Annotated in this window: 30 protein-coding genes; 22 read left to right on the plus strand and 8 right to left on the minus strand. The window is 32.9% G+C overall.

The annotated features are described in order from the left end of the window. Positions 1–2: 2 nt before the first annotated feature. Together K337_RS0108410 and megL are read right to left on the minus strand one after the other, a co-directional pair. The gene (locus K337_RS0108410; RefSeq protein ID WP_028856204.1) at positions 3–1,388 is read right to left on the minus strand and encodes a TldD/PmbA family protein; all 1,386 of its coding nucleotides are present in this window, start codon (positions 1,386–1,388) and stop codon (positions 3–5) included. 88 nt (positions 1,389–1,476) lie between these two features. Then, entirely contained in the window at positions 1,477–2,667 is a 1,191-nt protein-coding gene (gene megL / locus K337_RS0108415; RefSeq protein WP_028856205.1) for a methionine gamma-lyase, read from the minus strand. A gap of 252 nt (positions 2,668–2,919) precedes the next feature. On the opposite strand from megL, the gene K337_RS18075 reads away from it, so the two are divergent. The 7 genes from K337_RS18075 (at position 2,920) to K337_RS0108450 (ending at position 8,533) form a co-directional block, all read left to right on the plus strand. After that, positions 2,920–3,741 carry a M23 family metallopeptidase gene (locus K337_RS18075; protein WP_051251682.1) on the plus strand — a complete coding sequence of 274 codons (822 nt, stop codon included), beginning with the start codon at positions 2,920–2,922 and terminating at the stop codon, positions 3,739–3,741. A gap of 148 nt (positions 3,742–3,889) precedes the next feature. Continuing rightward, complete coding sequence (gene yqeB, locus K337_RS0108425) at positions 3,890–4,687, plus strand: selenium-dependent molybdenum cofactor biosynthesis protein YqeB (RefSeq protein ID WP_028856206.1); 798 nt, start codon at positions 3,890–3,892, stop codon at positions 4,685–4,687. After that, complete coding sequence (gene modA / locus K337_RS0108430; protein ID WP_051251683.1) at positions 4,688–5,413, plus strand: molybdate ABC transporter substrate-binding protein; 726 nt, start codon at positions 4,688–4,690, stop codon at positions 5,411–5,413. Beyond that, positions 5,414–6,088 (plus strand): molybdate ABC transporter permease subunit, encoded by a 675-nt coding sequence (modB, locus tag K337_RS0108435; protein WP_028856208.1) that lies wholly within the window; start codon positions 5,414–5,416, stop codon positions 6,086–6,088. A gap of 116 nt (positions 6,089–6,204) precedes the next feature. After that, positions 6,205–7,014: an XdhC family protein gene (locus K337_RS0108440; protein ID WP_028856209.1), complete on the plus strand. Its 810-nt coding sequence runs from the start codon at positions 6,205–6,207 to the stop codon at positions 7,012–7,014. 10 nt (positions 7,015–7,024) lie between these two features. Further along, positions 7,025–8,041: a molybdopterin-binding protein gene (locus K337_RS0108445; RefSeq protein WP_028856210.1), complete on the plus strand. Its 1,017-nt coding sequence runs from the start codon at positions 7,025–7,027 to the stop codon at positions 8,039–8,041. Between the two features lie 144 nt (positions 8,042–8,185). Beyond that, entirely contained in the window at positions 8,186–8,533 is a 348-nt protein-coding gene (locus tag K337_RS0108450; RefSeq protein ID WP_028856211.1) for a RidA family protein, read from the plus strand. A 99-nt stretch (positions 8,534–8,632) separates the two neighbouring features. On the opposite strand, the gene K337_RS0108455 is transcribed toward K337_RS0108450, so the two are convergent. Further along, positions 8,633–9,499, minus strand: a complete 867-nt coding sequence (locus K337_RS0108455; RefSeq protein WP_028856212.1) for a LysR family transcriptional regulator — start codon at positions 9,497–9,499, stop codon at positions 8,633–8,635. 138 nt (positions 9,500–9,637) lie between these two features. Between K337_RS0108455 and cuyB the strand changes: the two genes are divergently transcribed. Together cuyB and K337_RS20105 are read left to right on the plus strand one after the other, a co-directional pair. Continuing rightward, positions 9,638–10,327, plus strand: coding sequence for a cysteate racemase (cuyB, locus tag K337_RS0108460; RefSeq protein ID WP_051251684.1), 690 nt, complete (start codon positions 9,638–9,640; stop codon positions 10,325–10,327). 79 nt (positions 10,328–10,406) lie between these two features. Further along, positions 10,407–10,916: a type II secretion system protein gene (locus K337_RS20105; RefSeq protein WP_028856214.1), complete on the plus strand. Its 510-nt coding sequence runs from the start codon at positions 10,407–10,409 to the stop codon at positions 10,914–10,916. A 41-nt stretch (positions 10,917–10,957) separates the two neighbouring features. Here the strand turns inward: K337_RS20105 and K337_RS0108470 are convergent, their stop codons facing one another. Next, positions 10,958–11,965, minus strand: coding sequence for an LPP20 family lipoprotein (locus K337_RS0108470; protein ID WP_028856215.1), 1,008 nt, complete (start codon positions 11,963–11,965; stop codon positions 10,958–10,960). An 11-nt stretch (positions 11,966–11,976) separates the two neighbouring features. Beyond that, positions 11,977–12,645 (minus strand): LPP20 family lipoprotein, encoded by a 669-nt coding sequence (locus K337_RS0108475; RefSeq protein ID WP_028856216.1) that lies wholly within the window; start codon positions 12,643–12,645, stop codon positions 11,977–11,979. A gap of 146 nt (positions 12,646–12,791) precedes the next feature. Here K337_RS0108475 and K337_RS0108480 point away from each other — a divergent pair, with 146 nt between their 5' ends. The 12 genes from K337_RS0108480 to K337_RS0108535 all read left to right on the plus strand — a co-directional run bounded on the left by K337_RS0108480 (position 12,792) and on the right by K337_RS0108535 (position 23,384). Continuing rightward, positions 12,792–13,484: a 5'-methylthioadenosine/adenosylhomocysteine nucleosidase gene (locus K337_RS0108480; RefSeq protein ID WP_028856217.1), complete on the plus strand. Its 693-nt coding sequence runs from the start codon at positions 12,792–12,794 to the stop codon at positions 13,482–13,484. Positions 13,485–13,527: 43 nt separating this feature from the next. After that, positions 13,528–14,760 (plus strand): bifunctional folylpolyglutamate synthase/dihydrofolate synthase, encoded by a 1,233-nt coding sequence (locus K337_RS0108485; protein ID WP_028856218.1) that lies wholly within the window; start codon positions 13,528–13,530, stop codon positions 14,758–14,760. A gap of 4 nt (positions 14,761–14,764) precedes the next feature. Next, positions 14,765–15,001 (plus strand): hypothetical protein, encoded by a 237-nt coding sequence (locus K337_RS0108490; RefSeq protein ID WP_028856219.1) that lies wholly within the window; start codon positions 14,765–14,767, stop codon positions 14,999–15,001. 35 nt (positions 15,002–15,036) lie between these two features. After that, on the plus strand, positions 15,037–16,941 hold the full coding sequence (gene hprK / locus K337_RS0108495; RefSeq protein WP_037029275.1) for an HPr(Ser) kinase/phosphatase: 1,905 nt from the start codon (positions 15,037–15,039) through the stop codon (positions 16,939–16,941). A gap of 25 nt (positions 16,942–16,966) precedes the next feature. After that, positions 16,967–17,836, plus strand: coding sequence for a YitT family protein (locus K337_RS0108500; RefSeq protein ID WP_028856221.1), 870 nt, complete (start codon positions 16,967–16,969; stop codon positions 17,834–17,836). A 110-nt stretch (positions 17,837–17,946) separates the two neighbouring features. Continuing rightward, the gene (folB, locus tag K337_RS0108505; protein WP_028856222.1) at positions 17,947–18,321 is read left to right on the plus strand and encodes a dihydroneopterin aldolase; all 375 of its coding nucleotides are present in this window, start codon (positions 17,947–17,949) and stop codon (positions 18,319–18,321) included. After that, positions 18,308–19,201, plus strand: a complete 894-nt coding sequence (gene folK / locus K337_RS19170) for a 2-amino-4-hydroxy-6-hydroxymethyldihydropteridine diphosphokinase (RefSeq protein ID WP_051251685.1) — start codon at positions 18,308–18,310, stop codon at positions 19,199–19,201. The genes folB and folK overlap by 14 nt, the downstream gene beginning before the upstream one ends. Then, positions 19,191–20,204 (plus strand): DHH family phosphoesterase, encoded by a 1,014-nt coding sequence (locus tag K337_RS0108515; protein ID WP_028856223.1) that lies wholly within the window; start codon positions 19,191–19,193, stop codon positions 20,202–20,204. Before folK ends, K337_RS0108515 begins: the two co-directional genes overlap by 11 nt. Beyond that, positions 20,204–21,121 carry a CsgG/HfaB family protein gene (locus tag K337_RS0108520; RefSeq protein ID WP_028856224.1) on the plus strand — a complete coding sequence of 306 codons (918 nt, stop codon included), beginning with the start codon at positions 20,204–20,206 and terminating at the stop codon, positions 21,119–21,121. The genes K337_RS0108515 and K337_RS0108520 overlap by 1 nt, the downstream gene beginning before the upstream one ends. Position 21,122: 1 nt before the next feature. Then, positions 21,123–21,950, plus strand: a complete 828-nt coding sequence (locus K337_RS0108525; protein WP_028856225.1) for a GNA1162 family protein — start codon at positions 21,123–21,125, stop codon at positions 21,948–21,950. A gap of 15 nt (positions 21,951–21,965) precedes the next feature. Beyond that, entirely contained in the window at positions 21,966–22,283 is a 318-nt protein-coding gene (locus K337_RS0108530) for a cell division protein SepF (protein WP_028856226.1), read from the plus strand. Positions 22,284–22,424: 141 nt separating this feature from the next. Beyond that, positions 22,425–23,384 (plus strand): carbohydrate kinase family protein, encoded by a 960-nt coding sequence (locus K337_RS0108535; RefSeq protein WP_028856227.1) that lies wholly within the window; start codon positions 22,425–22,427, stop codon positions 23,382–23,384. 96 nt (positions 23,385–23,480) lie between these two features. Here the strand turns inward: K337_RS0108535 and K337_RS0108540 are convergent, their stop codons facing one another. Next, positions 23,481–24,380: a LysR family transcriptional regulator gene (locus K337_RS0108540; protein ID WP_084140828.1), complete on the minus strand. Its 900-nt coding sequence runs from the start codon at positions 24,378–24,380 to the stop codon at positions 23,481–23,483. A gap of 128 nt (positions 24,381–24,508) precedes the next feature. On the opposite strand from K337_RS0108540, the gene K337_RS0108545 reads away from it, so the two are divergent. After that, complete coding sequence (locus tag K337_RS0108545; RefSeq protein WP_028856229.1) at positions 24,509–25,099, plus strand: DJ-1/PfpI family protein; 591 nt, start codon at positions 24,509–24,511, stop codon at positions 25,097–25,099. A gap of 73 nt (positions 25,100–25,172) precedes the next feature. Here the strand turns inward: K337_RS0108545 and K337_RS0108550 are convergent, their stop codons facing one another. Both K337_RS0108550 and rph read right to left on the minus strand, forming a co-directional pair. Then, positions 25,173–25,751 (minus strand): XTP/dITP diphosphatase, encoded by a 579-nt coding sequence (locus tag K337_RS0108550; RefSeq protein WP_028856230.1) that lies wholly within the window; start codon positions 25,749–25,751, stop codon positions 25,173–25,175. 314 nt (positions 25,752–26,065) lie between these two features. After that, a complete protein-coding gene (gene rph / locus K337_RS0108555; RefSeq protein WP_028856231.1) occupies positions 26,066–26,788 on the minus strand; it encodes a ribonuclease PH in 723 nt (240 codons plus the stop codon). Positions 26,789–26,874 lie beyond the last annotated feature (86 nt).

A 26,874-nucleotide genomic window follows, 5' to 3' on the forward strand; every position in this document is an offset into this window, starting at 1 on the left:
AATTATTTTTTCCCTCCTACTGTGATAGATGAAACTCTTATTCTAGGCTGACCTACATCAGCTGGGATAGTTCCACTTACTGATCCGCACATCCCTTGAGCACAAGACAGGTTATCTCCTACCATATCGATCTTATGTAAAATTTTAGGACCGCTTCCAATTAATGTAGCACCCTTTACAGGAGTTGTAATCTTTCCATTTTCTATCAAATAACCTTCCCTTACTGAGAAATTAAAATCTCCAGTTGTAGTGTCTACACTTCCTCCACCCATTGATTTTGCATATAATCCGAACTCTACGCCTTTTAACATATCCTCTAAAGTAGAAGTTCCAGGTGCAATAAATGTATTTGTCATCCTAGAAGTAGGAGCGAATTTATACGATTGTCTTCTTCCAGAACCAGATGACTCTCCTTCCATCCTTCTAGCTCCTAATCTATCTATCATATACCCCTGGAGTATTCCATCTTTTATCAGGATATTTTTTTGACCCCTATTACCTTCATCGTCGATATTCATAGATCCCCATCCATTGGCGATAGTCCCATTATCGATGGCAGTCACACAGCTGCTGGCTACCTTCTCCCCAATCTTATCTGTAAATACAGACAATTTTTTAGCTACAGATGTAGCTTCTAGTCCATGTCCACAAGCCTCATGGAATATTACTCCACCAAATCCATTTTCCATAATAACTATCATCTCTCTGCTGGGAGCATCATCAGCGGATAAAAGTGTTATAGCCTGCCTGGCTGCTTCCTTTGCAACTTCTACTACATCCACATCCTCACTATAAAATTCAAATCCTTTCTGTCCTCCTGGAGCAGATGAACCAGTTTGTACATTTTCTCCATCCTTTGCAATACAGCTTGTACTTATTCTAGTATGAACTCTGGTATCACTTGTATTTAACCCTTCTGAATTGATTATTTTAATATTTTGTACAGTATCAAAGTACGATACTTCTACCTGTGTGATTTTTTCATCATATTCTCTGGCTGCCTTATCTATTTTTTTCAACAATGCAACCTTTTCTTCTACAGGTACTGTATCCGGCATCCTTTTGATCTCATGCTGATTTATTTCAGTTGTAGCTTCACCTATTCTCCCTTCTACCAAATCCTCTTTTTTCTCCAATGAATCAGCTAATTTTTTTGTGATCAAAAGTAAGTTCTCATCATTTAAATTATTTGTATACCCATAGACTACATTTGATCCGTCTAAAATCCTAATTCCAACTCCAAAATCATTTCCAGATAGAACTTTTTCTATCTTTTGTGATGATAGATTAAGTGAAAATGTGTCTTTCTCTTCAAAAAATATCTCTGCAAAGTCACCACTGACCAAAGCCGTTTTAAATATTTTTGCAACAACCTCTCTGTTTAACATAATATTCCCTCCCTATTGATGTCTTGCTTAAAATTTTAATATTTATAAAAAAAGGCAGTAGAGTTTCCCCCACCGCCTTTGAATAATTTTATAATTTTGCCAACCCCTGCTCCAGATCAGCTATAATATCATCTGCATCTTCTAAACCTACAGACATTCTAACCAATCCCTCAGTTATTCCTGCTGCCGCTCTTTCTTCCACTGTATAAGGGGAATGGGTCATAGATGCCGGATGCTGAATTAAAGTTTCTGTATCTCCTAAACTTACTGCCAGAGTACACAACTCCAAACTATTTAATAATTTCTTCCCTGCTTCTAATCCACCCTTTACATCAAAGGCAATTATTCCACCATATCCATCCATCTGTTCCTTTGCTATTTCGTGTCCCTCATGAGATACAAGGCCCGGATAATATACTTTCTCCACCATAGAATTAGCATCCAGGAATTTTGCTACCTTATATGCATTACTGCAGTGTCTTCCCATCCTAAGCTCCAAAGTTTTCATCCCTCTAATCATAAGAAAAGCATCTTGCGGACTCAGAACTGAACCAGTCATATCCTTTACACCTATTAGTCTTATCTGGGTTACTGTCTCTAAATCTCCTGCTACAAATCCTGCCACTACATCTCCATGACCATTTAAATATTTAGTTGCTGAATGAACTACCAGATCGGCTCCAAACTCCAGTGGTCTTTGAAGATATGGTGTTGCAAATGTATTGTCTACAACTACTCTAGTCCCTTCATTTTTATGTGCTATTTCACAAACTGCCTTAATGTCTACAATTTTTAAATTTGGATTTGCCGGTGTTTCTAAATAAACTATCTTCGTATTCGATCTCATAGCTTTTTTTACCGCTTCCAAATCAGAGGTATCTACAAATTCTACATCGATTCCAAATTTAGTTAATCCATGACTGAAATAAGCATAAGTACACCCATATAAAGTTTTATCTGCCAATAGATGATCCCCAGATTTCAATAATGTCCACATAGTTGAAGATATAGCTCCCATTCCAGAACTCGTAGCCAATGCTCCTTCTGCTCCTTCTAATAAAGCTAACTTTTTCTCTACAACACTTGATGTCGGATTACCTAATCTTGAATAGATATATCCTGGCTCCTCCATAGCAAATCTTCTTCCACCCTGCTCTGCACTGTCAAATACAAATGTAGAACTTTGGTATATTGGTGTAGTTAATGTCCCAAATGGATTTTTTTCTGCTCCTCCATGTATCGCTTTTGTTCCAAACCCTTTTTTTTGAATCTCGTTCATTTTGAAGCCCCCTTAAAAAACCGTTATTTCAACCTACCCCATTTATACAACACTTCTTTAGAAAAAGCAATTTTTTAGAATAAATGCCCTCTCTAGTTAAAATTAGCTTTAATTTTGATTAAAGATATTATATTCGTTAAAAAAATTTAACATTCTTCCCTTCATCGGTTTACAGAAACAAGTGAAATAGAGTATAATTTTAATAACTATTATTTTTATATTTAATAGAAAACTTAGATTTTAGGAGAGTTTATGAGACCCATACAAAAGTTACTTTTTATAATAATAACTTCGGTTATCTTAATATCATGTTCTAACAGTAAATATTATACAGTAAAAAAAGGAGATACACTGTATTCAATTTCCCAAAAAAGAGATGTTTCAGTTTCAGAATTAAAGGGAATAAATAATTTAGAGAGCAACTTATTATACTCCGGTCAGAAGATATACCTTAAGCCTTCTAAAAATTATAAAGGCAGCTATCATATAGTAAAATCTGGAGACACCCTTTATAGTATCTCAAAAAAATACGATGTAAAAGTTAACAGTTTAAAAAAGATAAATAATTTGAAAAGCAATACACTCTATAGAGGCAACAAGATATACCTAGGTAAGATGGTAAGTAAGGGAGATCTAAACTACAGCTCTAGTTCTTCCACAACATATAAAAACAATTCCAAAAGTTCTACCTTAAAAAACTTTGGACAACCATTAAAGACCATGTCAGTGAACAGTCCCTATGGATACAGGGATCATCCTGTTTTAGGTAGAAAAATATTACATACAGGAGTCGATCTAAAAGCTTCTATGAATACTCCTGTCTATTCACCCTATAGTGGAGTAGTTACCTATGCAGGCTGGATGAACGGATATGGGAAGATCATTATTATAGATAATGGAAATAATTATGAAACAAGATTTGCACACTTAAATAGAATTTTGATAAAAAAAGGGCAGAGAGTCACTAAGGGAAAAGTTATAGCTAAATCTGGAAAGACAGGTAGAGTTACTGGTCCCCACCTGCACTATGAGATCAGGTATAAAAAACAATCTATGAATCCTATGAAATTATAATTTTTTTATAATTTATCAAAATATCAAAAAGAAGACTCCTATTATTTAAGTAGGAGTTTATTTTTTAAGATTATTTTAAAATTAAAATGCCGTCAAAAATTATTGGATAGAATCATAAGAGCATAAATAGAGGGAGGAATCACTAAAAATGTCTGAATTAGTTATAGTAAGAGGTGGAGGAGATCTCGCTTCTGGTGTGATACAAAAATTTCATAGAAGTGGATTTAGAGTCTTAGTCTTAGAGACAGAAAAGCCTTCTTTTATAAGAAGAGCAGTCTGTTACGGTGAGGCCGTATATGAAAAAGAAATAATCTTAGAGGAGAGTAAAGCTATACTGGCTCACAAAATAGATGAGGTCGATAAAATATTAGATGGCGGAAATATAGCTGTAATTGTGGACCCTTCTGGCGATACAATAAAAAAATTGAAGCCTTTGGCTGTAGTGGATGCTATCCTGGCTAAAAAAAACTTGGGAACAAATATCCAAATGGCTCCTATCACTATAGGTATTGGCCCAGGATTTAGTGCAGGACAAGATGTAAATATTGTCATAGAAACAATGAGGGGTCACAATCTTGGACGCTTAATTTTTTCTGGAAAAGCCAAGAAGAACACTGGTATTCCGGGAGTTATAAAGGGTTATGGAAGGGAAAGGGTTATCTACAGTGAAGTTGATGGGATTATTAAAAATATCAAAGAGATCGGAGATCTTGTGGAAAAAAATGAAGTAATTGCCCTCATAGGTAATACAGAGGTAAAGGCCCCTCTGAGTGGAGTTTTAAGGGGACTTATAAGAGGTGGATATCAAGTTCCCAATGGATTTAAGATAGGAGATGTGGATCCCCGTATAGATCAACAGCAAAATTGCTATACCATATCAGACAAAGCCAGAAGTATTGGTGGATCAGCTTTAGAAGCAGTGTTATATCTAAGGAGAAAGATTTAAATGATAAAAAAAATACTCCTTGTGCTTATTGTAATCTCATCTTTGATAGGCTGTAATAAAGGCAAGAAAGAAAAGGAAACTGTTACTATAAGTATAGCAGCCAGTCTCACCGATGGTATCGAAGAAATTGCAAAAAACTATACAAGAGATACAGGTATAGAAGTTAGAATAAATCTAGGTGGATCTGGTTCCCTCAGAAAGCAAATGGAAGAAGGAGCCCCGGTAGATTTTATATTCTTAGCTTCTAAAGATCATATAGACCAGCTTGCAGAGAAGAAAATAATTGATGAGAGTAAATATCTCCTGAAAAACAGTCTGGTGGTTATAGGAAACAAAAAAATAAATAATCTCAAAGATATTTTAACAAATACAGAAAAACCACTAGCCGTGGGAGATCCTGATTTTGTCCCAGCAGGCAGATATGCTCGTGAAGCACTTGTAAAGTTAAAATTATGGAAAAGTTTTAACGACAATATCCTCTTTACCAAAGATGTCAGGTCGGCACTTTTTTATGTAAAGATAAGTGAGGTAGATTATTCTATAGTTTATAAAACCGATGCCTTCCTCCTAAAGGACAAAGAGATCTATTATATTGACACTTCCCTTCACTCCCCAATAGTATATGGATCAGGAGTAAAAGTAGGAAGTATTCCAGGAAAGAAATTCAGCAATTACCTGACTAAAAATATAGAACTCTTTAAAAAATATGGATTTAAGGTGAGATAGATGATATTAGAAGCAAGTAAGTTATCTTTAAAGATCGCTCTTATATCTACACTTATAACTATTATTTTAAGTTTTATCCTTGCACTTTTTATCTCCAAAGGTAATAGAAAAAGAGATAAACTAATTGAAGGGTTTATAAGTTTCCCACTGTTTTTCCCCCCTTCGGTTTTGGGATACATACTCCTTATCCTCCTAGGGAAAAATGGAATTCTAGGCAGAATTTTAGCTATCTACGGAATAGAGATAATATTTACTTGGAAGGCAGGAGTCATTGCCTGTGTACTTGTATCTCTTCCTATGGCATATCAATGTATTAAAGCAGGGTTTTTAGAGATAGATCGTGAGCATATAGAAGCAGCCTTTGAAATGGGAGCTACTAAGCTAGAGATGTGCAGGTACGTCTTCTTCCCATTGATCAGAAAAAATATTGGCGCTGGTGTAGTTCTTTCCTTCGGCAGATCTTTTGGAGAATTTGGGGCTACCCTTATGATTGCTGGGAATATCCCAGGGAAAACCCAAACCATACCTATGGCTATCTATTATGCTGTAGAAAGAGGAGATAATCATTCAGCTAATATTCTCTTAATTATAGTAACCTGTATTAGTTTTACTGTTATGTGGTGCTATAATCACTATTGGTTAAATAATAATCCCAAGCAGAGAGATCGTTCTTAACTTCTTCTGCCAAACTATAATAGAAGATAAATTCTATTCAAAATAAAGTGGAATTTAGACAAAATATTTAATATGAATCAAATAGACGTCAGATAAAGTAATACAGGAGGAAAATTATGGAAGGGAAAATCATGCAGGAAATAGCCAAAAGAATAGACAGCGGTGAAAAAGTCGCTCTAGTAACTCTTATGAGTGTAAATGGGTCCAGTCCTGGGAAATCTGGGAGTATCATGGGAGTTTTTTTTGATAGAACAACCATCGGTACAATAGGTGGTGGAAACTTAGAATTTCAAGTAATTAACTCTGCCATAGAAGCTATGAAAATCGGTGAAAATAGAGAGTTTGAACTTACATTGGCAGCAGATGGCAGTCTGGATATGATCTGTGGTGGAAAGGTCAAGGGGTATATCAAGGTCTTTCAAAGGAGAAAAAAACTGATTATTGCTGGAGGGGGACACCTTGGAATAGACCTTTATAAACTGGGAAAATACCTCAATATGTATACTGTAATAATAGACGATAGAGAGGAATACGTAACTAAGGAGAGATTTCCTGAAGCCGACGAACTTCTCTGGGGAGACATAGGAGAAATCTTAAAAGATTACCCATTAGATGACAGTTCCTATCTCGTTATAGTAACCCGTGGACATCTTGGTGATAAAAGTGCAGTAAAAGCTGTTGTAGGAAGAAAAACAGCCTATGTAGGTATGATTGGAAGTCGAAAAAAAGTTGTTGAAAGTTATAGAGATCTTATGGATGAAGGGATACAAAAAAGCGATCTCTTAGAGATCTATTCTCCTGTGGGATTGGATATATCAAGTGGTGAGCCTGCTGAAATTGCTCTAGGAATAATGGCAGAGATATTAAAAGTAAAAAATAATGGGACAGGAAAACATATGAGAGAAGTGAAAACCATAAATTTATAGGAGTTGAGTTATGAAAAGGATAGATACAAAAGATGCAGTCGGCCATGTTATTTCCCATGACATAACAGAGATAATCCCAGGAAAATTTAAAGGAAGAGCCTTTAAGAAGGGGCATATAATAAAAGAAGAAGATATAGAAAAACTCCTAAAATTAGGAAAGGAACACATCTATATCTTTGAAATTGGGGAAGACGAACTTCATGAAAATGATGCCGCATTAATTTTAGGCGAGATTGGCTGTGGAGAAAATATCTATTTAAGTGAAGATATTAAAGAGGGAAAGATAGAATTCTATGCAAAAGTTGACGGACTCCTCAAAATAAACAAGGAGAAACTTTTTGAATTAAATATGCTAGGCCAGATCTCCTTTGCTACACTTCCTGAAAATATTCCTGTAAAAAAAGGAGATAAGATAGCCGGAGCCAGGGTAATCCCCCTTATTATAAAAAAAGATAAAATGGAGTCAGCTAAACAAATAACTCCCTATAAACTAATAGATGTAAAAGAATTTAAAAAGATGGATATTGGTATAGTAACTACAGGGAGCGAGATTTTTCATAAAAGGATAGTAGATAAGTTTGGACCTGTAGTTGAAAAAAAAGTGACTGAATATGATTGTAATGTAATCGGTCAAATTGTAGTAACTGATGATAAAGATATGATAAAGGATGCTATTAAAACCCATATAAATAATGGAGCAAATATGGTAATATGTACAGGTGGTATGTCTGTAGATCCAGATGACCTCACACCTAGTTCTATAATCGAACTGGGAGGAGAGTTAGTAAGTTATGGATCCCCAGTACTTCCTGGGTCTATGTTTCTGCTTTCATATTTGGATGGGATTCCAATTATGGGACTTCCCGGCTGTGTGATGTATTGTAAAAAAACTGTATTTGATCTGGTCTTACCTAGGGTTCTCAGTGGAGAAAAATTGAGTGTGGAAGATATCATGAGGTATGGTCATGGTGGCCTTTGTCAAGACTGCGATATATGCAGATACCCAAATTGTAGTTTTGGTAAATAAAGTCACGTGACGTTGTATCCAGAAAAGCACAATTTAGATTTTTATATTTTTTTAAATACTGTACAAAATATAAAAATAGAGAAACAACTTTAAGCTGTATAAGCAGATTAAAGATAAAAATAAATAAAAAGGTGGAGAAATAATATGGAAATCAAAAGATATGAAACTAACAAAAGAACAAGCAAAGTAGTAATACACAACAATACAGTGTACCTATGTGGACAAGTAGCAAAAGACGCTACTAAAGGAATCAAAGATCAAACAGTTACAACCCTTGAAAAAATAGACGAATTATTAGCCAGTGTAGGGTCAAATAAAGATAAAGTCCTATCTGCTACAATCTATGTTAAAGATATGTCATTATTTCAAGATATGAATGAAATTTGGGATAGCTGGACAAATGAAGGATTTGCTCCTGCCAGAGCGTGTGTAGAAGCAAAAATGGCTAGAGAAGAATTATTAGTAGAAATTTCTATCGTAGCAGCAGTATAATACTATTAAAAGAGGCTTTCCCCACAAAAGGATAAAGCCTCTTTTTTATAGAACTCAACTAATTTTTTATTATAGATCAAAAATCCAGTATTCTATTAATTATTCTTTAAAGTTTAATAAAAATGTTTCTGCTACTTGAGATAGAGGACGATTTTTTACCCAGACAATAACAGTTTGAGTCTCTAATTCACTCTCCTCTATTATTATCGATCTCAAATTCTTATTAGGCATAAGTTTAGCCGCACTTTTAGGCACTATCCCTATTCCCATACCAGTATATGTCCATAAAAGGATAGATTTACTGTCTTCTCCCTCACATATAATATTAGGCTGGAACCCTACCTGGTGACAACTAGAAGTAATTAAATTTTCAAATCTTTTATCTAGTATTATGGGTTTATCTTTTAGTTCCTCTAAAGATATAGACTTTAAAGAACTAGGAAAAAACAGGTCCTCTCTAGCCACTGCAACCATAGGTTCCTTAGGCATATATATAAGATTAAAATTTTCTGTATTAAATGGTGTTCTCACTATTCCAATCTCAATCATCCCATTGTTTAAAAGATCTAAAATCTTATATGTATTCCCCTCCTTCATTTGAAAATTAATCTCAGGATATTCCTTATAGAAATTATGAATTTGTTCTGGTAGAAGCATTGCTCCTGCTGAGGAAACAAATCCAATGGAAAGAATTCCCTTAACTCCTAAATTCAAATTTTTAATCTCCTTTGCAGAAGTTTCCATAAGTTCAATAATCTGCTTAGCTCGATGCTGTAATAGTTTACCGGCTTCAGTAAGTTTCATTTTCCGAGTACTTCTCTCTAACAGAGTTACTCCTAATTCTTCCTCCAACAGTTTTAGCTGCTGACTTAATGGTGGCTGGGAAATATATAGCTTTTTTGCTGCCTTAGTTATATTTTTTGCCTCTGCAATGGCTAAAAAATATTTTAATTGTCTGATATCCATATTAGTTCTCCCTTCTGCGAATTTTTTATTTATATCTATATCATATTAATATGATATCTTTAATATCTTTTTATTTTTTATACATTTTTAGTATAATTATAACAAATAATTAACCGAATGAACAGGGGAGGTCAAATCATGAAGATAGCAGGAGTTTTAGGTGGTATGGGACCCATTGCCACAATTGACCTATTAAATAAAATAGTAAAATATACCGATGCAAAAAAAGATAGTGATCATATCCATACCTTAGTGGACAATTATACAGAGATTCCCGACAGGACTGCCTATATTTTAGGGCAGGGAGAAAATCCTGAACAACACCTCATAGACTCAGCCTTAAAATTAGAAGCTATGGGTGCTAGTTTTATAGTTATGCCATGTAATACTGCTCATTATTTTTATGAAAAAGTCTGTGGTGCAGTAAAGATACCCTTTATAAATATGATAGATGAGGTAGCCAAAGAATTGAATGATATTAAAAAAGTAGGCCTTTTGGCAACAAAGGGAACCTATAAAGGGCATATCTACGAGAATATATTCAACAGATACGGAATAGATGTAAAAATACCTCCTATAGATATGCAGGAAATTGTAACCGACCTTATCTACAGGGTAAAAGAAGGTAAGGATGATATAGATCAAGTTCCTATAGACCAGGTATTAGATTATTTTTCTAGTTTAGGAATAGACAAGATCATCTTAGGATGTACAGAACTTCCTGTAGCCTTTAGAAGACTGGAGATAGAAGGAGAATTTCTTGACCCTACAAAAATATTAGCTGTCAGCACCATAAAGCTAATAGGAAAGAAGATTAAAGAGTGTTAAAAATTAAATTAAAATGACTTTTTATATTTTCATATGATAAACTTTATATAAGAAATATATATATATGGAGGAAATTTTTATGAAAAACAATAAATATGGATTTACATTAATTGAATTATTAATTGTTATAGCTATCATTGGCATTTTAGCAACAACGTTAGCTCCAAAATTAAGGGCACAATTAGCCAAAGCAAAAGATGCAAAAGTTGTTAGTTTTCTGGGAGCGTCAAGAACCGGATATCAGGTTTTATCTATGGAAAAAATGATTAATAATTCAGATGATTCTGTAGTTCCAACAGTTAAATTAAGCGAAATCTTGGATAAACTAGACTCAAAGGCTTCTCCACTTATCGATCATATATGGGGATTTTTAAGAGTAGGTGGTTCTAAAAAAAATCTAACTTCTGAATTAAGATATAGCGGTACAATTCATCTGATGTCAGGTAGTGCTCATGATACCAAAAATATTTTTTATGAAAGTCAGCCTCAGCCTATTGATGAAATAATCACTCTCGAGCCTTTTTCTGAGTATACACATAATAATATAGAAAAATATAGCACTGAAGGTCTTCAATGGAATAAATATTAAAAAAAACCTAGGAAAATTTCCTAGGTTTTTTTAGTTATGATCTACTTTATTAATGATTTCTTTAATTTTTCTTTCATCTGCTCAAATCCATTTTTTACTGCTTTTTCATAGGCAGCTTCCTTTGAATTTTCGTCGTCTCCTTCTCCAGTAGCAGTGATGGTAAGTAAATTTTCTACTTTTTTCTTATTATATAATTCCACTGTAATATTTAATGTTGTTACAAAAGATTCAGGGGTAATCATCTTTTTATTGTAATAAACTGCTGGTTTAGTAGATGTATGAATACTGTTCAATACCACTTTCACCAGGGTGTTTACTGTAGAATCATTGTCACTGCTCACAGCTACCTTATCATCGTTTTCACGTGAGATAGATGCTAACATAGAGTAGAAATAATTATCAAAATATTCCTTAGAACCATCATTAAATTTCCCACTGCTCTTAACATATAGAATATTTACCCCATTATAAAGGCTGTCACTATTAATTTTTTTCTCCACTGATTGAAGATCATTTTTTATTTGAGTCTTTGTATATGGAAGGTTATAAATTTTAGTACTTCCTAATATAATAGCTACATTTCTATATGAGTCGAACTCATCATAGCTTTTTAAGGCACTGGTTAAGTAGTTCTTTTTAAGATTTAAATCTTCTGTCTGAGAAAACTGAGTATAGTTACTGTTAATCAGACCTCTAAGCTCATTGGCTTTTTTCTCATATAGAGATATCTTCGTGTCATCTAAAGTAGCTGTAGCAGTATATTTCGATCTAAACCATTTTTTCTTAACTTTGAAGTCTACACCTAAAAGATTAGTTTCTGAAATAGTAGATATTCCAGATGAAACCTCTCTATTCGACTGCCCGTTAGTAAGGCTTTTATTACTGGTAAAATTGCTCTTGATAGTAACCTGTATTTGATTAGAAAGATCTGCCAAGGCTTCTTTTTTTGCCGTAACTTCACTATTTCCCATCCCTACCCCTTCCAAAGTTTTAGAAAAACTTGTGATGGTCATAAGAACACCTAAAAATAATATCATTAATTTTTTCATACTTTATCCTCCTAATTTGTTTCTATAGTTTCATCCTGAGTTTCTTCAACTTCTTTTACTTCTTTATCTACACCAGGAAAATCTTCATCATTAGAACTGCCAAAATAAGTATTTAATTCCTTCTCTAGTTCAGCTTGTGAAGATTCAGCTTTTATTTTTAACTTTAAATTTTCATCGGTGTAATTGTTTGGATTGTTTATAGCCTTTGTTGTAGTCTCGATCAATCTTTCATTATCTACAGTCATTAAAACAAACAATTCATCTTGAGGAGATATCCAAGTTTCCTTTAGTGAAGCCCCCTTTAGGTCTACACTAACCAATTCTTTTACTATATTTTCTGAAAGAGCGTCTACACTAGTAGAATCTCCTACTCCTATTTTACTGGTATACGATTTAAATAAACCATCAACTTTAGTCTTAATCTGTCCTCCCAGGTCAAGTCTTGCACTGGCCATAGCTTCCTTTCTTGCAAAATCAAACCCAAGGTCTGTCATTTTAGCTGACCCCACTCCGGCAATTCCCTTATCATAAGTAGGCTGAATTACCCATCTAGGATATTCCTTCATCTTTTCATAGTTCACGTTAGTTCCTAACTCTGGTTTTGTCTCCTTGGCACTACATCCGCCAAATGCTGTAGCAGTTAAAATAGTTAAAATTAAAATAGATTTTTTTATATTCATAATGATGCCCTCCTAATTTATATTATATTTAACTTCATTATACATATATTTTAAAAAAAATCCTATTAAAATTAAAAAAAATTGTGTTATTTCAATTTAATTTGATATAATTTTATAGAATAAATAATTTAGGAGGATATATAAAAATGATAGGAATAATTGGTGCTATGCACGAGGAAATAATAGAATTAAAAAATATGATTTCAAATTTAGAGGAGGAGAAAATACTAGATATTACCTTCTTTAAAGGAACTTTAGAAGGTAAAGATATCGTATTAGTAGAGGGAGGAATAGGTAAAGTAAATTCATCTGTATGTACTACTTTATTAATCGATAGATTCAAAGTAGATCAACTTATATTTACAGGAGTAGCAGGTGGAACTAATCCTAGTATAGAGGTAGGAGATATCGTTATATCAAACGAACTTATAGAGCATGACTTTGACTGTACAGCTTTTGGAATGAAACATGGAGAGATCCCTAGAATGGATACTTCTATCTTTAAAGCCGATAAAAAATTGATTAAAATAGCTGAGAAAAGTGCTTTAGAATTATTTGACCAAAAAAATATCTATACAGGAAGAATAGTAAGTGGAGATGTCTTTGTAGCTGAACCTGCAAAAATAAATTGGTTAAGAGAAACTTTTAATAGTGAGTGTACAGAGATGGAAGGAGCAGCAGTAGCTCATGTCTGCCACTTATTCAAAATACCATTTGTGATTATAAGATCTATCTCAGATAAGGCAAATGACGACGCTAAAACAGATTTCCAAGAATTTGTAAAATTAGCAGCTAAGAACTCTAAAAACTTAATTGTAGAAATGATGAAAAGAGTATAAGAATAAAGAAATTTAATTTATAATTAAAAAAGGAAGTCAAATTATGAATATAGATAAAACTTTGGAAGAACTTTATTCCCTTACTAATATGGGAATAAAATTAGGCCTAGACAACATAAAAAACATCTTAAAATTAATGGGGAACCCCCAGGATAACTATAAGATCCTGCACATTGCAGGAACCAACGGTAAGGGCTCTACAGCAACTATTTTAGAAGCCAGTTTATTAGAAGCAGGTTATAAGGTAGGTAAGTATACCTCACCTCATATTGAAAAATTTAATGAAAGAATTGTGGTAAACAGGGAGCAGATATCAGATGAAAGGATATGCTCCTACTACAAAAAAATTCGAACCTTAATTGAAGTCAATGATTTACACCCAACCTTCTTTGAGATCACCACTGCAATGATGTTTGATTACTTCAAAGATTGCGGCTGTGAATACGTAGTTCTAGAGACCGGCTTAGGGGGACGTTTTGATGCAACTAATGTGTGTCATCCTGAAATTTCTATAATCACTAATATATCTATGGATCATATAAATATCTTAGGAGATAATCTGACCGATATAGCCCGTGAAAAATGCGGTATTATCAAAGACAGTCCTGTTGTAATTGCTGATTCTAAACCAGAATTGATAACTGCTGTTGAGAAAAAAACTAAAGACTATGTCGATGTGCTAAAAAAATATAGAAATGTAAAATTTGAACTAACCGAAGATTTTGGAACTACAATTTATATAGATAATATGGAGTTTAACCTTTCTCTTTATGGAGAGTATCAAATAAATAATTTTTTAGGAGCATATGAAGCCCTGAAAAAAATAGGAATATCAAATAAAAATATACAGGATGCAGTCTCCAAAGTTTTTTGGCCTGGTAGATTTGAGATTTACTCCAAAGAGGATCCAATCGTAATACTAGACGGTGCTCACAATGTAGATGCTGCATCTAGATTAAAGGAAAATATCCTTTCTAAATATAGAAAGAACGGTGTTGTTACTTTGGTCTCCATCTTAGAAGATAAAGACAGAGATGGAATCCTAGAGGAAATTTCAAAGTTTAGTGATGAGATAATATTTACATCATTAGAAGATTTTCACCGGGGGACTTCTGGAAGTCAATTGCTGGATCTAGTGTCTGACTTTAAAGATCAAATAGTAGAGGATAACCTCATAAAAGCTTTTGAATTGGCTAAAAAAACAAAGAAAGTTATCGTTATCTGCGGCTCATTTTATTTGTTATCTAAATTTAAAAAATCTATTCAAATGAGGTAGAATTATGACAAAAAAACAAGTTTTATTCTGGAGATTCACCTTAATTTTGGTTGTTATTTCAGGTGGATATTTTATAACTCAAAAGATCTCAGGTAATAAAAATAAAAGTATAGATCAGGTAGTAGAGGTTAAAAAAACAGCAAAAGATATCGATATCAATAAAAATGATGAAAAAACAGTTGAAAAAGAGGTAGAGTTAAGTATCAGACCAGATGATTTTTATAAAAAAAAGAAAAACTAACTATGAAATAACACCGATAAATAATAGGGGGGCTTATGATTAAAAAATTTGTAAGGTTATCAAAACTAGTGAAAGCTTTTGAATTCACTGTAATCTATGGGGGATTAGATAATCTAGAAAGAAAGATCTTACTCCCTACAGTGCATAGAGTAGGAGCTGAATTAACTGGATTTTTGGTAGAAGGAGATGAACTCAATAAGCAGCTACACGTTTTAGGGACAGAGGAGATGAGGTATATCGATTCCCTTTCCTCGGAAGTGAGAAAAGACAGATTGAAAAAATACTTTTCCTATAATTTTCCTTGTATCATTGTAGCCTGTGATAAGGATATCCATCCTGATTTTATAGAATATGCTAAAAAACATAATAAACCTCTTTTGACCACTAAAAATAAAACTGCAGTTATCATAAGGAAATTAAAATATTATCTCCAAAGAAAATTAGCACCTGAAATAAGGGTAGAGGATCATGTTTTAATCGAAATCCTAGGAATAGGTGTTTTGATAGGTGGTTATGAGGATGCAAAGATTGGATCTACCCTAGAATTAATCGAAAGAGGCCACAAATATATTACAGATGAAAATTTAATTATTAAAAAAATCGGACCCGATATCCTCTTAGGAGAAAATGGTTTTGATAAGAGTAACGTCAAAACACATTTTTATTTGGGAACAGGCAGTGAGAATATAGATATTACCAATAACTATGGGATTATTGCAACTCGGAGAACTAAGGAGATAAACCTATATATCAATCTGGAAAAATGGGATAAAAGAAAGTTCTATGACAGGTTGGGAATAGATAAACAATTCGAAGAGATCCTGGGAGTTCAAATTCCTAAGCTAAGTCTTCCTGTACGAAGGGGAAGAAATCTAGCTGTAATAATTGAAACGGCAGCTATAAATGAAAGGTTGAAGCAAATTGGAATGAATTCTTCTGAATATTTTTTAGAGGAAACTAAAAAAATGATCGCTTTTAACAAAGAGAATAAGAAAGGTGATAAGATGAATAAAAATATTTTGACAGTAAAGAAAATAGTCGATGAATTTGGTCTAAAAGTTATTACGGGAGAGGAGTTTTTAGAAACAACTTATATAACTAAGACTGCACTTCACAACCCTGCCTTGGCACTTTCTGGATTTTATGAAGTATTTTATCAAAATGGTTCTAAGAGTTTACAACTATTTTCCCAGGGAGAATTAAATTTTTTAAAGAGCCTGGATGATGATGTTAAATATAGAAATTTAAACAATTTTTTTGACTTTGACTTCCCTGCTATGATAATAGCAGATGCAGATGAGATTGAGCAATGTTTTATCGATCTATCTAGGGAAAAAAAGAAGATCATGTTATTTTCCGATAAAACTTCTACTCAACTAACAGCAGACTTAAACCAATTTTTAGAAAAAAAGTTTGCTCCTAAAATCACCATGCATGGAGTTTTTGTTGAGATGTTTGGATTTGGTGTGCTTCTTACTGGTAAAAGTGGAATTGGTAAGAGTGAAACCGCTCTAGAGTTAATTCATAGAGGACATAGATTGATTACGGATGATAAAGTAACTTTTCATGAACATCCCAGTGGAATGGTGATAGGAAAAGCGGATAAAATCCCTTATTTCATGGAACTTAGAGGTCTCGGTATCATAGATATCAAAGCTCTTTATGGATTAGGGTCTGTAAGAAAAGAAAAAAGATTAGATGCAATCATAGAACTAAAGGAATTGAAAAGTGATGATTACCTGACTAAAACTTCTACCTCTAAGAGTATCGAAGTCGAAGTTTTAGGTCATCCTGTAGACCATGCAGAACTATATATAAGTTCTGGAAGGAATGCTGCTACCATGGTAGAGACTACTATTATGAACTTAATAGCTATCAAATATGGTTATGATCCTGAGAAGGCATATAAGGGTAAAGTAAGACATCAAGAATTTATATAAGATACACTAGGGGGGCAAAAAGGGAATGAAAAGAAAGGTAAAAACGTTGGCAATAGATTATTTTGTAATTAATTTAGGGCTTATTATAGCTGCAATAGGAATAGGATTATTTATCGTACCTGCAAAGATAGTTAGTGGGGGGGTAACAGGAATAGCAACTATCCTATACTATACATTTAATCTATCTGTTGGAACCAGTATGCTGTTTATCAATATCCCGCTATTTTTAGTAGGGGTTAAAACTTTTGGTAAGGAGTATGGTGCAAAGACATTGTTTGGAATCATAATGTTATCATTTTATATAGATCTTTTCAGGAAACTTGTAGGAATAGATAACGTAATAGATTTTACAAAAGGAAGTAATTTTTTATTGGCACCACTCTTTGGAGGTATTTTACTAGGAGTAGGTTTGGGACTAGTTTTAAAATTTGGTGGCAGCACAGGCGGAACCGATATTGTAGCTCAAATGGTCAATAAAATTACTAAGATACCAGTAGGTTACTGTATGATGATCAATGATACGATTATCATTGTCAGTGGAATTGCTATCTTTGGAATTGAAAAAGGACTCTATGCAATCATCGCAATGTTTACAACTAACGTAGTTATCAATAAGATCTTTGAAGGTGTCGGATACACTAAGATGGTCTATATTATAAGTGATAAATACGAACTTATAAGAGAAATAATATTAAAAGATATTAAAAAAGGTGGAACTGCTTTATCAGCTAAGGGACTCTATACAGATGAGAGTAAATCAATGATTATGACTGTCTTAAAAAATAAGGAAATCAGAGATCTTCAGGCTCTTATAAAACAAGTGGACCCAAGTGCATTTATAATTATATCAGAGGTTTATGAAGTATTAGGTGAAGGTTTTAAATCACTGGATTAGCAACGTGACGTTGCATCCAGTTAAGCATAAATTAAAACATTGTAATGTTTTAATTTATTGAAAGAGGTTTTAATTTTCCAAATAATAATAAAAACTCTTGGAGGAGAACAATGGATAAAATTATCGTAAAAAATATAAAAGCATACGGATATCACGGTGCTTTAACTGAAGAAAATATACTGGGACAAAACTTTTATGCCGATGTAACCCTATATAAACCATTACAAAGGGCAGGTCTTACAGATGACCTCAATAAAAGTATCAGCTATGTAGATGTATATTATGATGTTGAAGATATCATAAAGAATAAAAAATTTAAATTGATAGAAGCTTTGGCTGAGATGATTGCTCATACTTTATTGGTAAAATACAGTATAGAAAAGGTAGAAGTAGAGATTAGAAAACCCGGTGCTCCTATAAATGGAAGTTTTGACTATGTAGGAGTAGCAATAACTAGAGAGGCTAAAGATTATGAGATGGACTAGAGTTTATCTCAGTATGGGATCTAATATAGGGAATAAATATTACTATCTTCTAGGAGGTATTTTTGCCATATCTCAACTAAAAAAAACTAAAGTCACTGCTGTTTCAAAATTTTATTCAACAGATCCAGTAGGATACTTAGATCAGGATGAATTTTTAAATTGTACAATTGAGATAAAAACCCAGCTGCTCCCCTATGAACTTCTAAGAGAACTTCAAAGGATAGAGTTAAAGTTAAAGAGGGTACGAAAATTCAGATGGGGTCCTAGAACTTTAGATATAGATATTATATCCTATGGAAATTTTAAGCTGAATAATAAGGATTTAGTTATACCTCACCCTAGATATAAGGAGAGAAATTTTGTTCTGATCCCTCTTTTAGACGTTATTAGAGATAAAAGCTATATCAGTTCTATCATAGATTATAGCGATAAAAGTGTAAGGGTTCAGAAAAAAGAAAAGCTCCTAATCAGCAGTTGTCTTGTTGGGAAAAAAACTTCATATAAAGGCACCGCTAATTATAATTATATCGTAGCTGAACTTCTAAAGGATAGATTTGAATTTATAGAAACTTGTCCTGAAGTAGAGGGAGGACTTAGTATCCCCCGTCTGCCAGCTGAAAGAAACGCTAATAAGGTAATCAATAATGAGGGTATAGATGTCACCGATGAATTTGAGGCAGGGGCAGAAAAAGCTCTGGAAAAAGCCTTAAAAAATAATATAAAACTTGCACTATTAAAAGGAAAAAGTCCATCTTGTGGAATAGATACTATATATGATGGCACTTTCAATCATAATATCATTCCTGGAAATGGAATAACAGCAGATAAACTCCTGCTGAAAGGAATAGACATAATCGAGGTGAACAAGGATGAACAATAAGTTTAGTGAGATATTAGAAGTTATTAAAAAAAGCAACAGAATATTAATTACAGGACATACCAGCCCTGATGGAGATGCCATAGGGAGTGGTTTAGCTCTTCTTTTAGCCCTCAATAAATTAAATGAAGCTTTAAGAAAAGAAACTGAAAGTAGGGGGGAGATCTACTTAGATAAAACTTTAAGGTTTATTTTAGATGATAAAACTCCTAAAAATTTAAAGTTTTTAACTCACTCTATCCTAATCGAAGAATTTGAAAACTATAATTCTAAATATGATTTTGATCTCATGATCTGTCTTGACAGCGGTAATTTTGACAGGGTTGGAAGGGTAGGAGAATTAAAAGGTGAAGATACTAAAGTTATAAATATCGATCACCATATCAGCAATGATAGGTTCGGAGACTATAATTACGTAGGAGATATTTCATCTACTTCAGAAATTTTATTCGATTTTATTAAAGAAGCAGGTATTGAATTAGATCATGGAATAGCAGAATCTCTCTACACAGGTATAGTCAATGATACCGGTAATTTTAAACATTCAAACACTACTAAAAAGGTCTTTAAGACAGCTTCTGAATTAGTGGAGTATGGAGTGGAACCAAACGAAGTTATAAAGAATTTTTTCAACACTAAATCTATGGCAAAATTAAAGTTAACAGGGAAAGTTCTGTCTGATTTTAAATTTGTAGATAGTCTGAAGTTGGTGTATTATTATATAAGTGAGGAAGAACTAGCTGAGTTAGGGGCTGGTAAAGATGATACCAGTGGTTTAGGGGAACTTCTCCTTTCATATGAAGATGCAAGTGTATCCCTCTTTCTCAAAGAGGATAAGGGGCATATCAAAGGAAGTTTCAGATCTAAATATGCTGTAGATGTAAATGCCTTGGCAGGACTTTTTGGAGGCGGTGGTCATATTAAGGCTGCTGGATTTAAAACTGACAAAAATTCCCATGAAATATTGGACATAATAATTAAAAATATGAGTTTAGGAGGCAAATAATGAAGAAAAAACTATTAATAGTTGCTCTATTAGCGTTGACACTGGGTGCTTGTTCAAACGACGGTGTATCTAACGTAAGGAAAGATGATAAGATCCAAAGTATGAGAGATTACGATTCTGTACAAGGGGTAGTATCTCCTAAGAGAAAAGTTGTCATAGCTGAATTTAAGAATCAAACTAGATTTGGAAGCAGAAGATTGGGAAGCAGCTTAACTGATGTTATCACTACAGAACTTGTAAAGAGTAATAGATTTATTGTTTTAGAGAGGGAAGATCTATCTAAAGTAATGCAGGAAATTAACTTTTCTAATACTCTAGGGCAGGGGCAGTTAGCATCTGAAAGAAAATTCCAGGATGCAGATTACGTTATAACAGGTGCAATTACTAAATATTCTGTAAATACAACTGGAAATAAGGGACTTGTCTCTAGTAGTAAAACTCAAAGAGCTGAGATCTCATTTGACATGAAAATGATAAATGTAAGAACTGGAGAAGTAGTTCTCTCTGATCAAGGAGAAGGTGTCTCAGACGTTGAATATGGCACTACTCTAGGTATTGGAAGTACAGGTGGATATGATGAAGGTCTAGAGCAAGAAGCCTTTAGAGCAGCAGCTATAAACGTTATGGACAACATTATAAAAACTGTGGATAAAACACCTTGGATGGCAAATGTAGCTAAGATATCTGGAAATAAACTTTATATCAATGCAGGTCAAAAAAGTAATGTGGAAATAGGTACAAAATTAGGCGTCTACAAACAGGGAGAGAAGATTGAATTCAATGGTAAATTCTTAGGATTTGAAGAGAATAAAGTAGGAGAAGCAAAGGTAGTGGATTATCTAGGTGAAGATGCTGCTATCTTAGAATATAAAGGTGAAGCTTTCAGTATTCCTGGTGTAGTAAAGTTGATGAAGTAGTATGAAGAGGTATAAGTTATTTTTATTATTTATTCTCTTAATATTTATAGGTTGTACACCAAAGCAAGATTTTGTATTAAAAGCTACTCCCTCAATATCACCAGCTAAATTGGCTATTTTACCTATCAATAACAACACAAATGATGTAGCTGGAGGATTTATCTTCCGGGGAGTAGTTTATAATAATTTTGAACAGAACAATCGTGGATATGATATCCAGGATATAAAAAAAACCGATGAACTCCTCAATGAAGCAGGTATAACAGACGGTGGACAATTAAAATTTTTAAGACCCATCGAATTAGCTGAAATCTTAGGAGTAGACGGTCTCCTGTATATAGACTTGGATGAGTTAGATTTTATGACCTATCCCTACTATCATACTCGGTCTGTCAAAGGAACTTTTCTCCTCTATAATTTTGAAAAATTAATATGGGTAAAGCCAATCAGAGTCGCTATCAAATATTTTGGAGTCAGCTCGGCACTGGATACTATAAGTGGAGCAGTCAATGGGGACTCCGACCAATTAAATGATGGAATGACTCAAGCAGGGATAGATATAGCCGTCCATCAAGGTATAAAATTTGCTACTATTGCTGGATTTGACCATGAGTTAGCCCCTGAGATGGCTTTGGTAAGTAAAAAGTTATCCAGTGTCATTCCAAAGGGAAGCCGGGCTGATTCAGCTTATGTAAAACAAAGTGAAAATGAGATAAAATATCTCCGGGAAAAAATTAGTAATAAAGAATCTATAGTCACCGATGAGATGTATATAGAGGAGAAGGAAAAAACCGAGGTGTTGGAAGAAATTATTCCAATATTAAATTAAAGAGGAAGTGACAATATGAGCGATATTATTTTTATAAAGCCTAAAAGTTTTGAAGATTCTAAAAGAATAGTAAATTATATTGTAGAAGATAAAATTTTACATATCAATTTAACTTCATCAGATAAAAAAATGTACCAAAGAGTCTTAGATTTTATAAGCGGAGCAGTCTATTTAAAGGATGCAAAATTATTGAATCCAGCAGAAAACATCTATCTTTCTATACCAAAGGAAACTTCATTTTCATGGGGTGAAGAGGGTGGAGAAAATAAAAATAAAATGAATTTAGTGGATCTAAGATATGATGAAGAGGAAGAAATAAAACCTGTTTTTTAAAAAAACTAATAATGAGTAATATAATATGCTGAAGACCTGTTTTTTACAACAGGTCTTCAGCATATTATACGTCTTTAAATTATTTTGAAAACATGATAAAATATAGAGTATTTTTTAAAATAAAGAAATAGGGAGTAGTTTATGTATAAGAAAAAAAAGCCATATATCTTGGTATTTGGAGCATCAGTTGTAGACATATTTGGTATTTGTAATGTTGGAGTAAAATATAGAGTGAAAGACTCTAATCCTGGTAAAGTAAGGATGGCCTTTGGTGGTGTCTCTAGAAACATTGCAGAAAATATGGCTAGAATTGGTCTAAATACCAAGTTTATTTCTATCTTAGGAGACGATGAAAAAGGTCGTGCTATGTTGGATCATTCAGAATTAATAGGATATGATATGGAAGATTCTCTTATCTTAGAAGGGGGGAGAACACCGAGTTATCTAGCTATATTAGATCAATTTGGAGAGATGGTTTCAGCAGTAGCTGATATGGAAAGTATCAGTGCTATGAATACAGATTTTATTGATTCTAAATCTGATTTAATTGAAAATGCTGAATACACATTTTTAGATGCCGATGACCCCGAAAATTTAGAGTATCTGTTAAAAAAGTTTACTGGTAAAACTAAATTTATCTTAGACCCAGTATCCTCTGAAAAGGCTGATAAGATAAAACACCTAATCGGTTATTTTCACACAATCAAACCAAATAAAAATGAAGCTGAGATCTTAACTGGATTTCCTATAGATACAGATGAAGATTTAAAGAAAGCTGGACAATATTTTTTAAACTTAGGTGTGGAAAAAGTATTTATAAGTTTAGATTCTGAAGGTGTATACTATACCGATGGAATAGCTAGTGGAAAGGTCAAAGCCTGTGACGTAGTAGTTAAAAACGTAACAGGGGCAGGAGATTCGTTTGTAGCTGGTCTGGGATTCGGATATATGAATGATATGGATATAGAGGAAATTGTAAAATTTTCTATGACAATGTCTATAATTACCATCTCCTACGAAGGTACCATCCATCCTGATATGGATCTTATGAAAATTGCCAAAGCTATGAGGGAAGTTTCATGGGAAGAAAAGTTTATCTAAAACACAGATCTATTAATTAAAGGTCTAAAAAAGAGAGGAGGTTCTAGTTAGAATCTCCTCTTTTTAATATCTACTCCATAGGTTATATACATATATTTAGCTCGTTTTAATAATATACTTCATGAATTCATTTAGCAGTGGTGATAACCATTTATTTTTATGATATGATATCTGTGTTGAAAATTTAATTTCATCCCCATTTCCCTTAATAACTCTAATTTTTTTAGCTTCTATCAAATCTTCTACACAAAATTTAGGCAGTAAGCTTACTCCAAGGTTACTTACTACACATTGTTTTACGGCTTCAATACTCGAAAATTCTAATATTCTTAATGGTAAAACATCTATATTATAGAGATAATTTTGAAAGAATTGCCTTAAAGAGCATTCTTTTTCTGTAAAAATAAAACATTTTTTCTCTATTTCACTTTTATTTTCTCTATTGATGTCTTTAACATCAAACTCTTTACCACTAATAAATATAAGATTTTCTTCACTAATTTTATGAGTTATTAAATCTTCAAAATCCATTTTAGGTTCCAACGTAATGATAAGGTCAAGTTCACCAGTGTATAATCTTTCTCTAAGCTTAGAACAATTATCACTTATAATTTTCAAATTAACATTGGGATAGACATGATTAAATTGAGACAATCCTGAATTTAAACGATATATGACCAATGACTCCGAAATACCAATATTTAACTCTCCTTTTGTATCTATTTTATCTACTGAAATATTCTTAATCATATCATAAGTATTTAGTAACTCAACTACATACTTGTATAGTTCATTTCCTGTATCTGTTACACTTATTGTTTTCCCAAGACGATCAAAAAGAGGTGCTCCCACCTCTCTTTCAAGGGATTGTATGTGCTCACTAACAGTGGATTTTCCATAATATAAACTCTCTGCTGCTTTGGAAAAACTTTTAAGTTCAACTATTTTTTTAAATGTTTTAAATTTACGAATTTCCATATATCCATCTCCTTTCATTTAGTAAGTTCGCTTTTCACGAACATTAATTTCTATTATTTTGATTTTACCGAACTAATAGCTTATGTTATCATGCTAATATAAATTACTTTATTTGTAAATGTTTTTTAATAAAAGGAGATGATATTATGAAGAAAATTTGTTTATTACTTGCTGATGGATTTGAAGCAGTTGAAGCAGCTGTTTTTACAGATGTAATGGGTTGGAATCAACTTGAAGGAAATGGTAATACAGAGTTAATTACAGTAGGTACGAAAGACACATTGAAATGTACGTGGAATTTTACAGTTACACCAGAAATGCATATCAGAGATATAAATGTTGATGAATTTGATGCACTGGCAATTCCTGGTGGTTTTGAAGAGGCAGGATTCTACAAAGATGCTTTTAGTGAAGAGTTTTTAAATATTATTAAAAAGTTTGATAAACAAGGTAAAATTATAGCTTCCATTTGTGTTGCTGCACTTCCTATTGGAAAAAGTGGTGTTCTTAATGAAAGAAATGCAACTACTTATAACCTAAATAATAAAAAACGTCAGAAGCAATTATCTGATTTTGGAGTAAATGTAATACCAGATCAGCCTATAGTTATTGATAAGAATATAATTACGTCATATAATCCATCTACTGCATTTGATGTTGCTTTTACTCTATTAGAGCTTCTTACTTCAAAAGAAAATAAAGACAATATTAAAAAATTAATGGGTTTTACAAAATAAGCACTAGAAAAAGAGTATGGGAAAGTTTAAAAATAAATAAAAAAGAGAGCCTTCAATAGCTCTCTTCTAATAGTTATAAATATCTATCAATCTCTGCCTGTAATTTTTTCAATGCATTAGCTCTATGACTAATTTCTTTCTTTATCTCTGGAATCTCAGCAAAAGTCTTTTTGTATTTTTCAATATAGAAATGAGGATCATATCCAAAACCATCTGTTCCACCTGGCTCTTCTACTATTACCCCTTCTACCTCTCCTCTGAAACTATGGTATTCACCATTTGGTTTCGCAAGAGTTATCACACATACGAATTTAGCACTCTTATCCTCTTTTCCCTTTAGTTCCTGGATCAATTTATTATTATTCTTCTCATCTGTAGCATTTTCTCCTGAATATCTAGCTGAATATATCCCAGGAGCTCCTCCTAGAGCCTCTACACACAACCCACTGTCATCTGCGATAACAGGCATACCTACAGCTTTAGCTATCTCTAAGGCCTTCTTCTGGCTATTTCCCTCAAAGGTATCTCTATCCTCTACCACATCTGGAATTGTGTATCCATCGTTTATTGAAAGTATCTCATACCCCTTTAAGATCTCAGATATTTCTTTTATTTTTTTCTTATTTCCTGTGGCTAAAAATAATTTTTTCATATTTTTTCTCCTTATTTACATTTTAGTCTTCTTTATTGGCATTTATGATACACCAAATAAAAAGCACCCCAAACCAAAATAATATAGCTATTTCTCTAGTATTAAATATAATTGTCACCTCTCTAGCTGTTAATCTATTTTTTTATTAAAATCTAATTCAATATTTATCATTGAAACTATATCTTAATTATAACACATCAAGGGTTTATTAAAAAAAAAATCTCCTACAAATCTATGTAGAAGATTTTTTACTTTCACCTTTAACTATAGATTTCACCTTATTAGGGTAAAATCTATAACAAGAAATGAGAGTTCTATGCTTTCTCTATTGCCTCATTCTGCATTTCAAATAGTTCTTTGATCCCTTTTTCAGCTAGATCTAAAAGGCCATTTAATTCTTTTCTTGTAAATGTAGTTTCCTCTCCTGTTCCCTGTACTTCTACAAATTCCATCTCAGAGTTCATTATTACATTCATGTCTACATCGGCATTAGCATCCTCAGTATATTTTAAGTCTAACATAGGAACTCCACCAACTACTCCTACACTGATAGCAGCTACATTTGAGATTAATGGAGATTCTTCTAACTTACCATCTGCAATTAATTTTTTTATTGCTATAGCAAGAGCTACATATCCACCAGTTATAGAAGCTGTTCTTGTTCCTCCATCAGCTTGAATAACATCACAGTCGATAGTTATACTTCTTTCACCTAATTTACCCATATCTAAACATGCTCTCAAAGATCTCCCAATCAATCTTTGGATCTCCATAGTTCTTCCACCTAATTTACCCATCGAAGCTTCTCTTCTATTTCTATCTTCAGTGGCTCTTGGTAACATAGAATATTCTGCTGTAAGCCATCCTTTTCCTGATTTTTTTAAAAATCTAGGTACACTTTCACTTACAGAAGCAGTACAAATTACCTTTGTATTTCCCATCTCTATCAATACAGATCCTTCAGCATGAATAGTGAATCCTGTTATTAAGTTTACTTGTCTTAAATCTTCATTAGTTCTGTTGTCATCTCTTAAAATACTCATTGTTTATTTCTCCTTTTATAAAATAGAAAGATTATTTTATAATCTTTCTATTATTTTTTTTATTAAATTTAGATTCAAAA

Source organism: Psychrilyobacter atlanticus DSM 19335 (assembly GCF_000426625.1).
GTDB lineage: Bacteria > Fusobacteriota > Fusobacteriia > Fusobacteriales > Fusobacteriaceae > Psychrilyobacter > Psychrilyobacter atlanticus.

Coding starts and splice junctions, on each gene's coding strand:
- K337_RS0108410 (WP_028856204.1), bottom strand. CDS start 1,388: ATGTTAAACAGAGAGGTTGTTGCAAAAATATTTAAAACGGCTTTGGTC.
- megL (WP_028856205.1), bottom strand. CDS start 2,667: ATGAACGAGATTCAAAAAAAAGGGTTTGGAACAAAAGCGATACATGGA.
- K337_RS18075 (WP_051251682.1), top strand. CDS start 2,920: ATGAGACCCATACAAAAGTTACTTTTTATAATAATAACTTCGGTTATC.
- yqeB (WP_028856206.1), top strand. CDS start 3,890: ATGTCTGAATTAGTTATAGTAAGAGGTGGAGGAGATCTCGCTTCTGGT.
- modA (WP_051251683.1), top strand. CDS start 4,688: ATGATAAAAAAAATACTCCTTGTGCTTATTGTAATCTCATCTTTGATA.
- modB (WP_028856208.1), top strand. CDS start 5,414: ATGATATTAGAAGCAAGTAAGTTATCTTTAAAGATCGCTCTTATATCT.
- K337_RS0108440 (WP_028856209.1), top strand. CDS start 6,205: ATGGAAGGGAAAATCATGCAGGAAATAGCCAAAAGAATAGACAGCGGT.
- K337_RS0108445 (WP_028856210.1), top strand. CDS start 7,025: ATGAAAAGGATAGATACAAAAGATGCAGTCGGCCATGTTATTTCCCAT.
- K337_RS0108450 (WP_028856211.1), top strand. CDS start 8,186: ATGGAAATCAAAAGATATGAAACTAACAAAAGAACAAGCAAAGTAGTA.
- K337_RS0108455 (WP_028856212.1), bottom strand. CDS start 9,499: ATGGATATCAGACAATTAAAATATTTTTTAGCCATTGCAGAGGCAAAA.
- cuyB (WP_051251684.1), top strand. CDS start 9,638: ATGAAGATAGCAGGAGTTTTAGGTGGTATGGGACCCATTGCCACAATT.
- K337_RS20105 (WP_028856214.1), top strand. CDS start 10,407: ATGAAAAACAATAAATATGGATTTACATTAATTGAATTATTAATTGTT.
- K337_RS0108470 (WP_028856215.1), bottom strand. CDS start 11,965: ATGAAAAAATTAATGATATTATTTTTAGGTGTTCTTATGACCATCACA.
- K337_RS0108475 (WP_028856216.1), bottom strand. CDS start 12,645: ATGAATATAAAAAAATCTATTTTAATTTTAACTATTTTAACTGCTACA.
- K337_RS0108480 (WP_028856217.1), top strand. CDS start 12,792: ATGATAGGAATAATTGGTGCTATGCACGAGGAAATAATAGAATTAAAA.
- K337_RS0108485 (WP_028856218.1), top strand. CDS start 13,528: ATGAATATAGATAAAACTTTGGAAGAACTTTATTCCCTTACTAATATG.
- K337_RS0108490 (WP_028856219.1), top strand. CDS start 14,765: ATGACAAAAAAACAAGTTTTATTCTGGAGATTCACCTTAATTTTGGTT.
- hprK (WP_037029275.1), top strand. CDS start 15,037: ATGATTAAAAAATTTGTAAGGTTATCAAAACTAGTGAAAGCTTTTGAA.
- K337_RS0108500 (WP_028856221.1), top strand. CDS start 16,967: ATGAAAAGAAAGGTAAAAACGTTGGCAATAGATTATTTTGTAATTAAT.
- folB (WP_028856222.1), top strand. CDS start 17,947: ATGGATAAAATTATCGTAAAAAATATAAAAGCATACGGATATCACGGT.
- folK (WP_051251685.1), top strand. CDS start 18,308: ATGAGATGGACTAGAGTTTATCTCAGTATGGGATCTAATATAGGGAAT.
- K337_RS0108515 (WP_028856223.1), top strand. CDS start 19,191: ATGAACAATAAGTTTAGTGAGATATTAGAAGTTATTAAAAAAAGCAAC.
- K337_RS0108520 (WP_028856224.1), top strand. CDS start 20,204: ATGAAGAAAAAACTATTAATAGTTGCTCTATTAGCGTTGACACTGGGT.
- K337_RS0108525 (WP_028856225.1), top strand. CDS start 21,123: ATGAAGAGGTATAAGTTATTTTTATTATTTATTCTCTTAATATTTATA.
- K337_RS0108530 (WP_028856226.1), top strand. CDS start 21,966: ATGAGCGATATTATTTTTATAAAGCCTAAAAGTTTTGAAGATTCTAAA.
- K337_RS0108535 (WP_028856227.1), top strand. CDS start 22,425: ATGTATAAGAAAAAAAAGCCATATATCTTGGTATTTGGAGCATCAGTT.
- K337_RS0108540 (WP_084140828.1), bottom strand. CDS start 24,380: ATGAAAGGAGATGGATATATGGAAATTCGTAAATTTAAAACATTTAAA.
- K337_RS0108545 (WP_028856229.1), top strand. CDS start 24,509: ATGAAGAAAATTTGTTTATTACTTGCTGATGGATTTGAAGCAGTTGAA.
- K337_RS0108550 (WP_028856230.1), bottom strand. CDS start 25,751: ATGAAAAAATTATTTTTAGCCACAGGAAATAAGAAAAAAATAAAAGAA.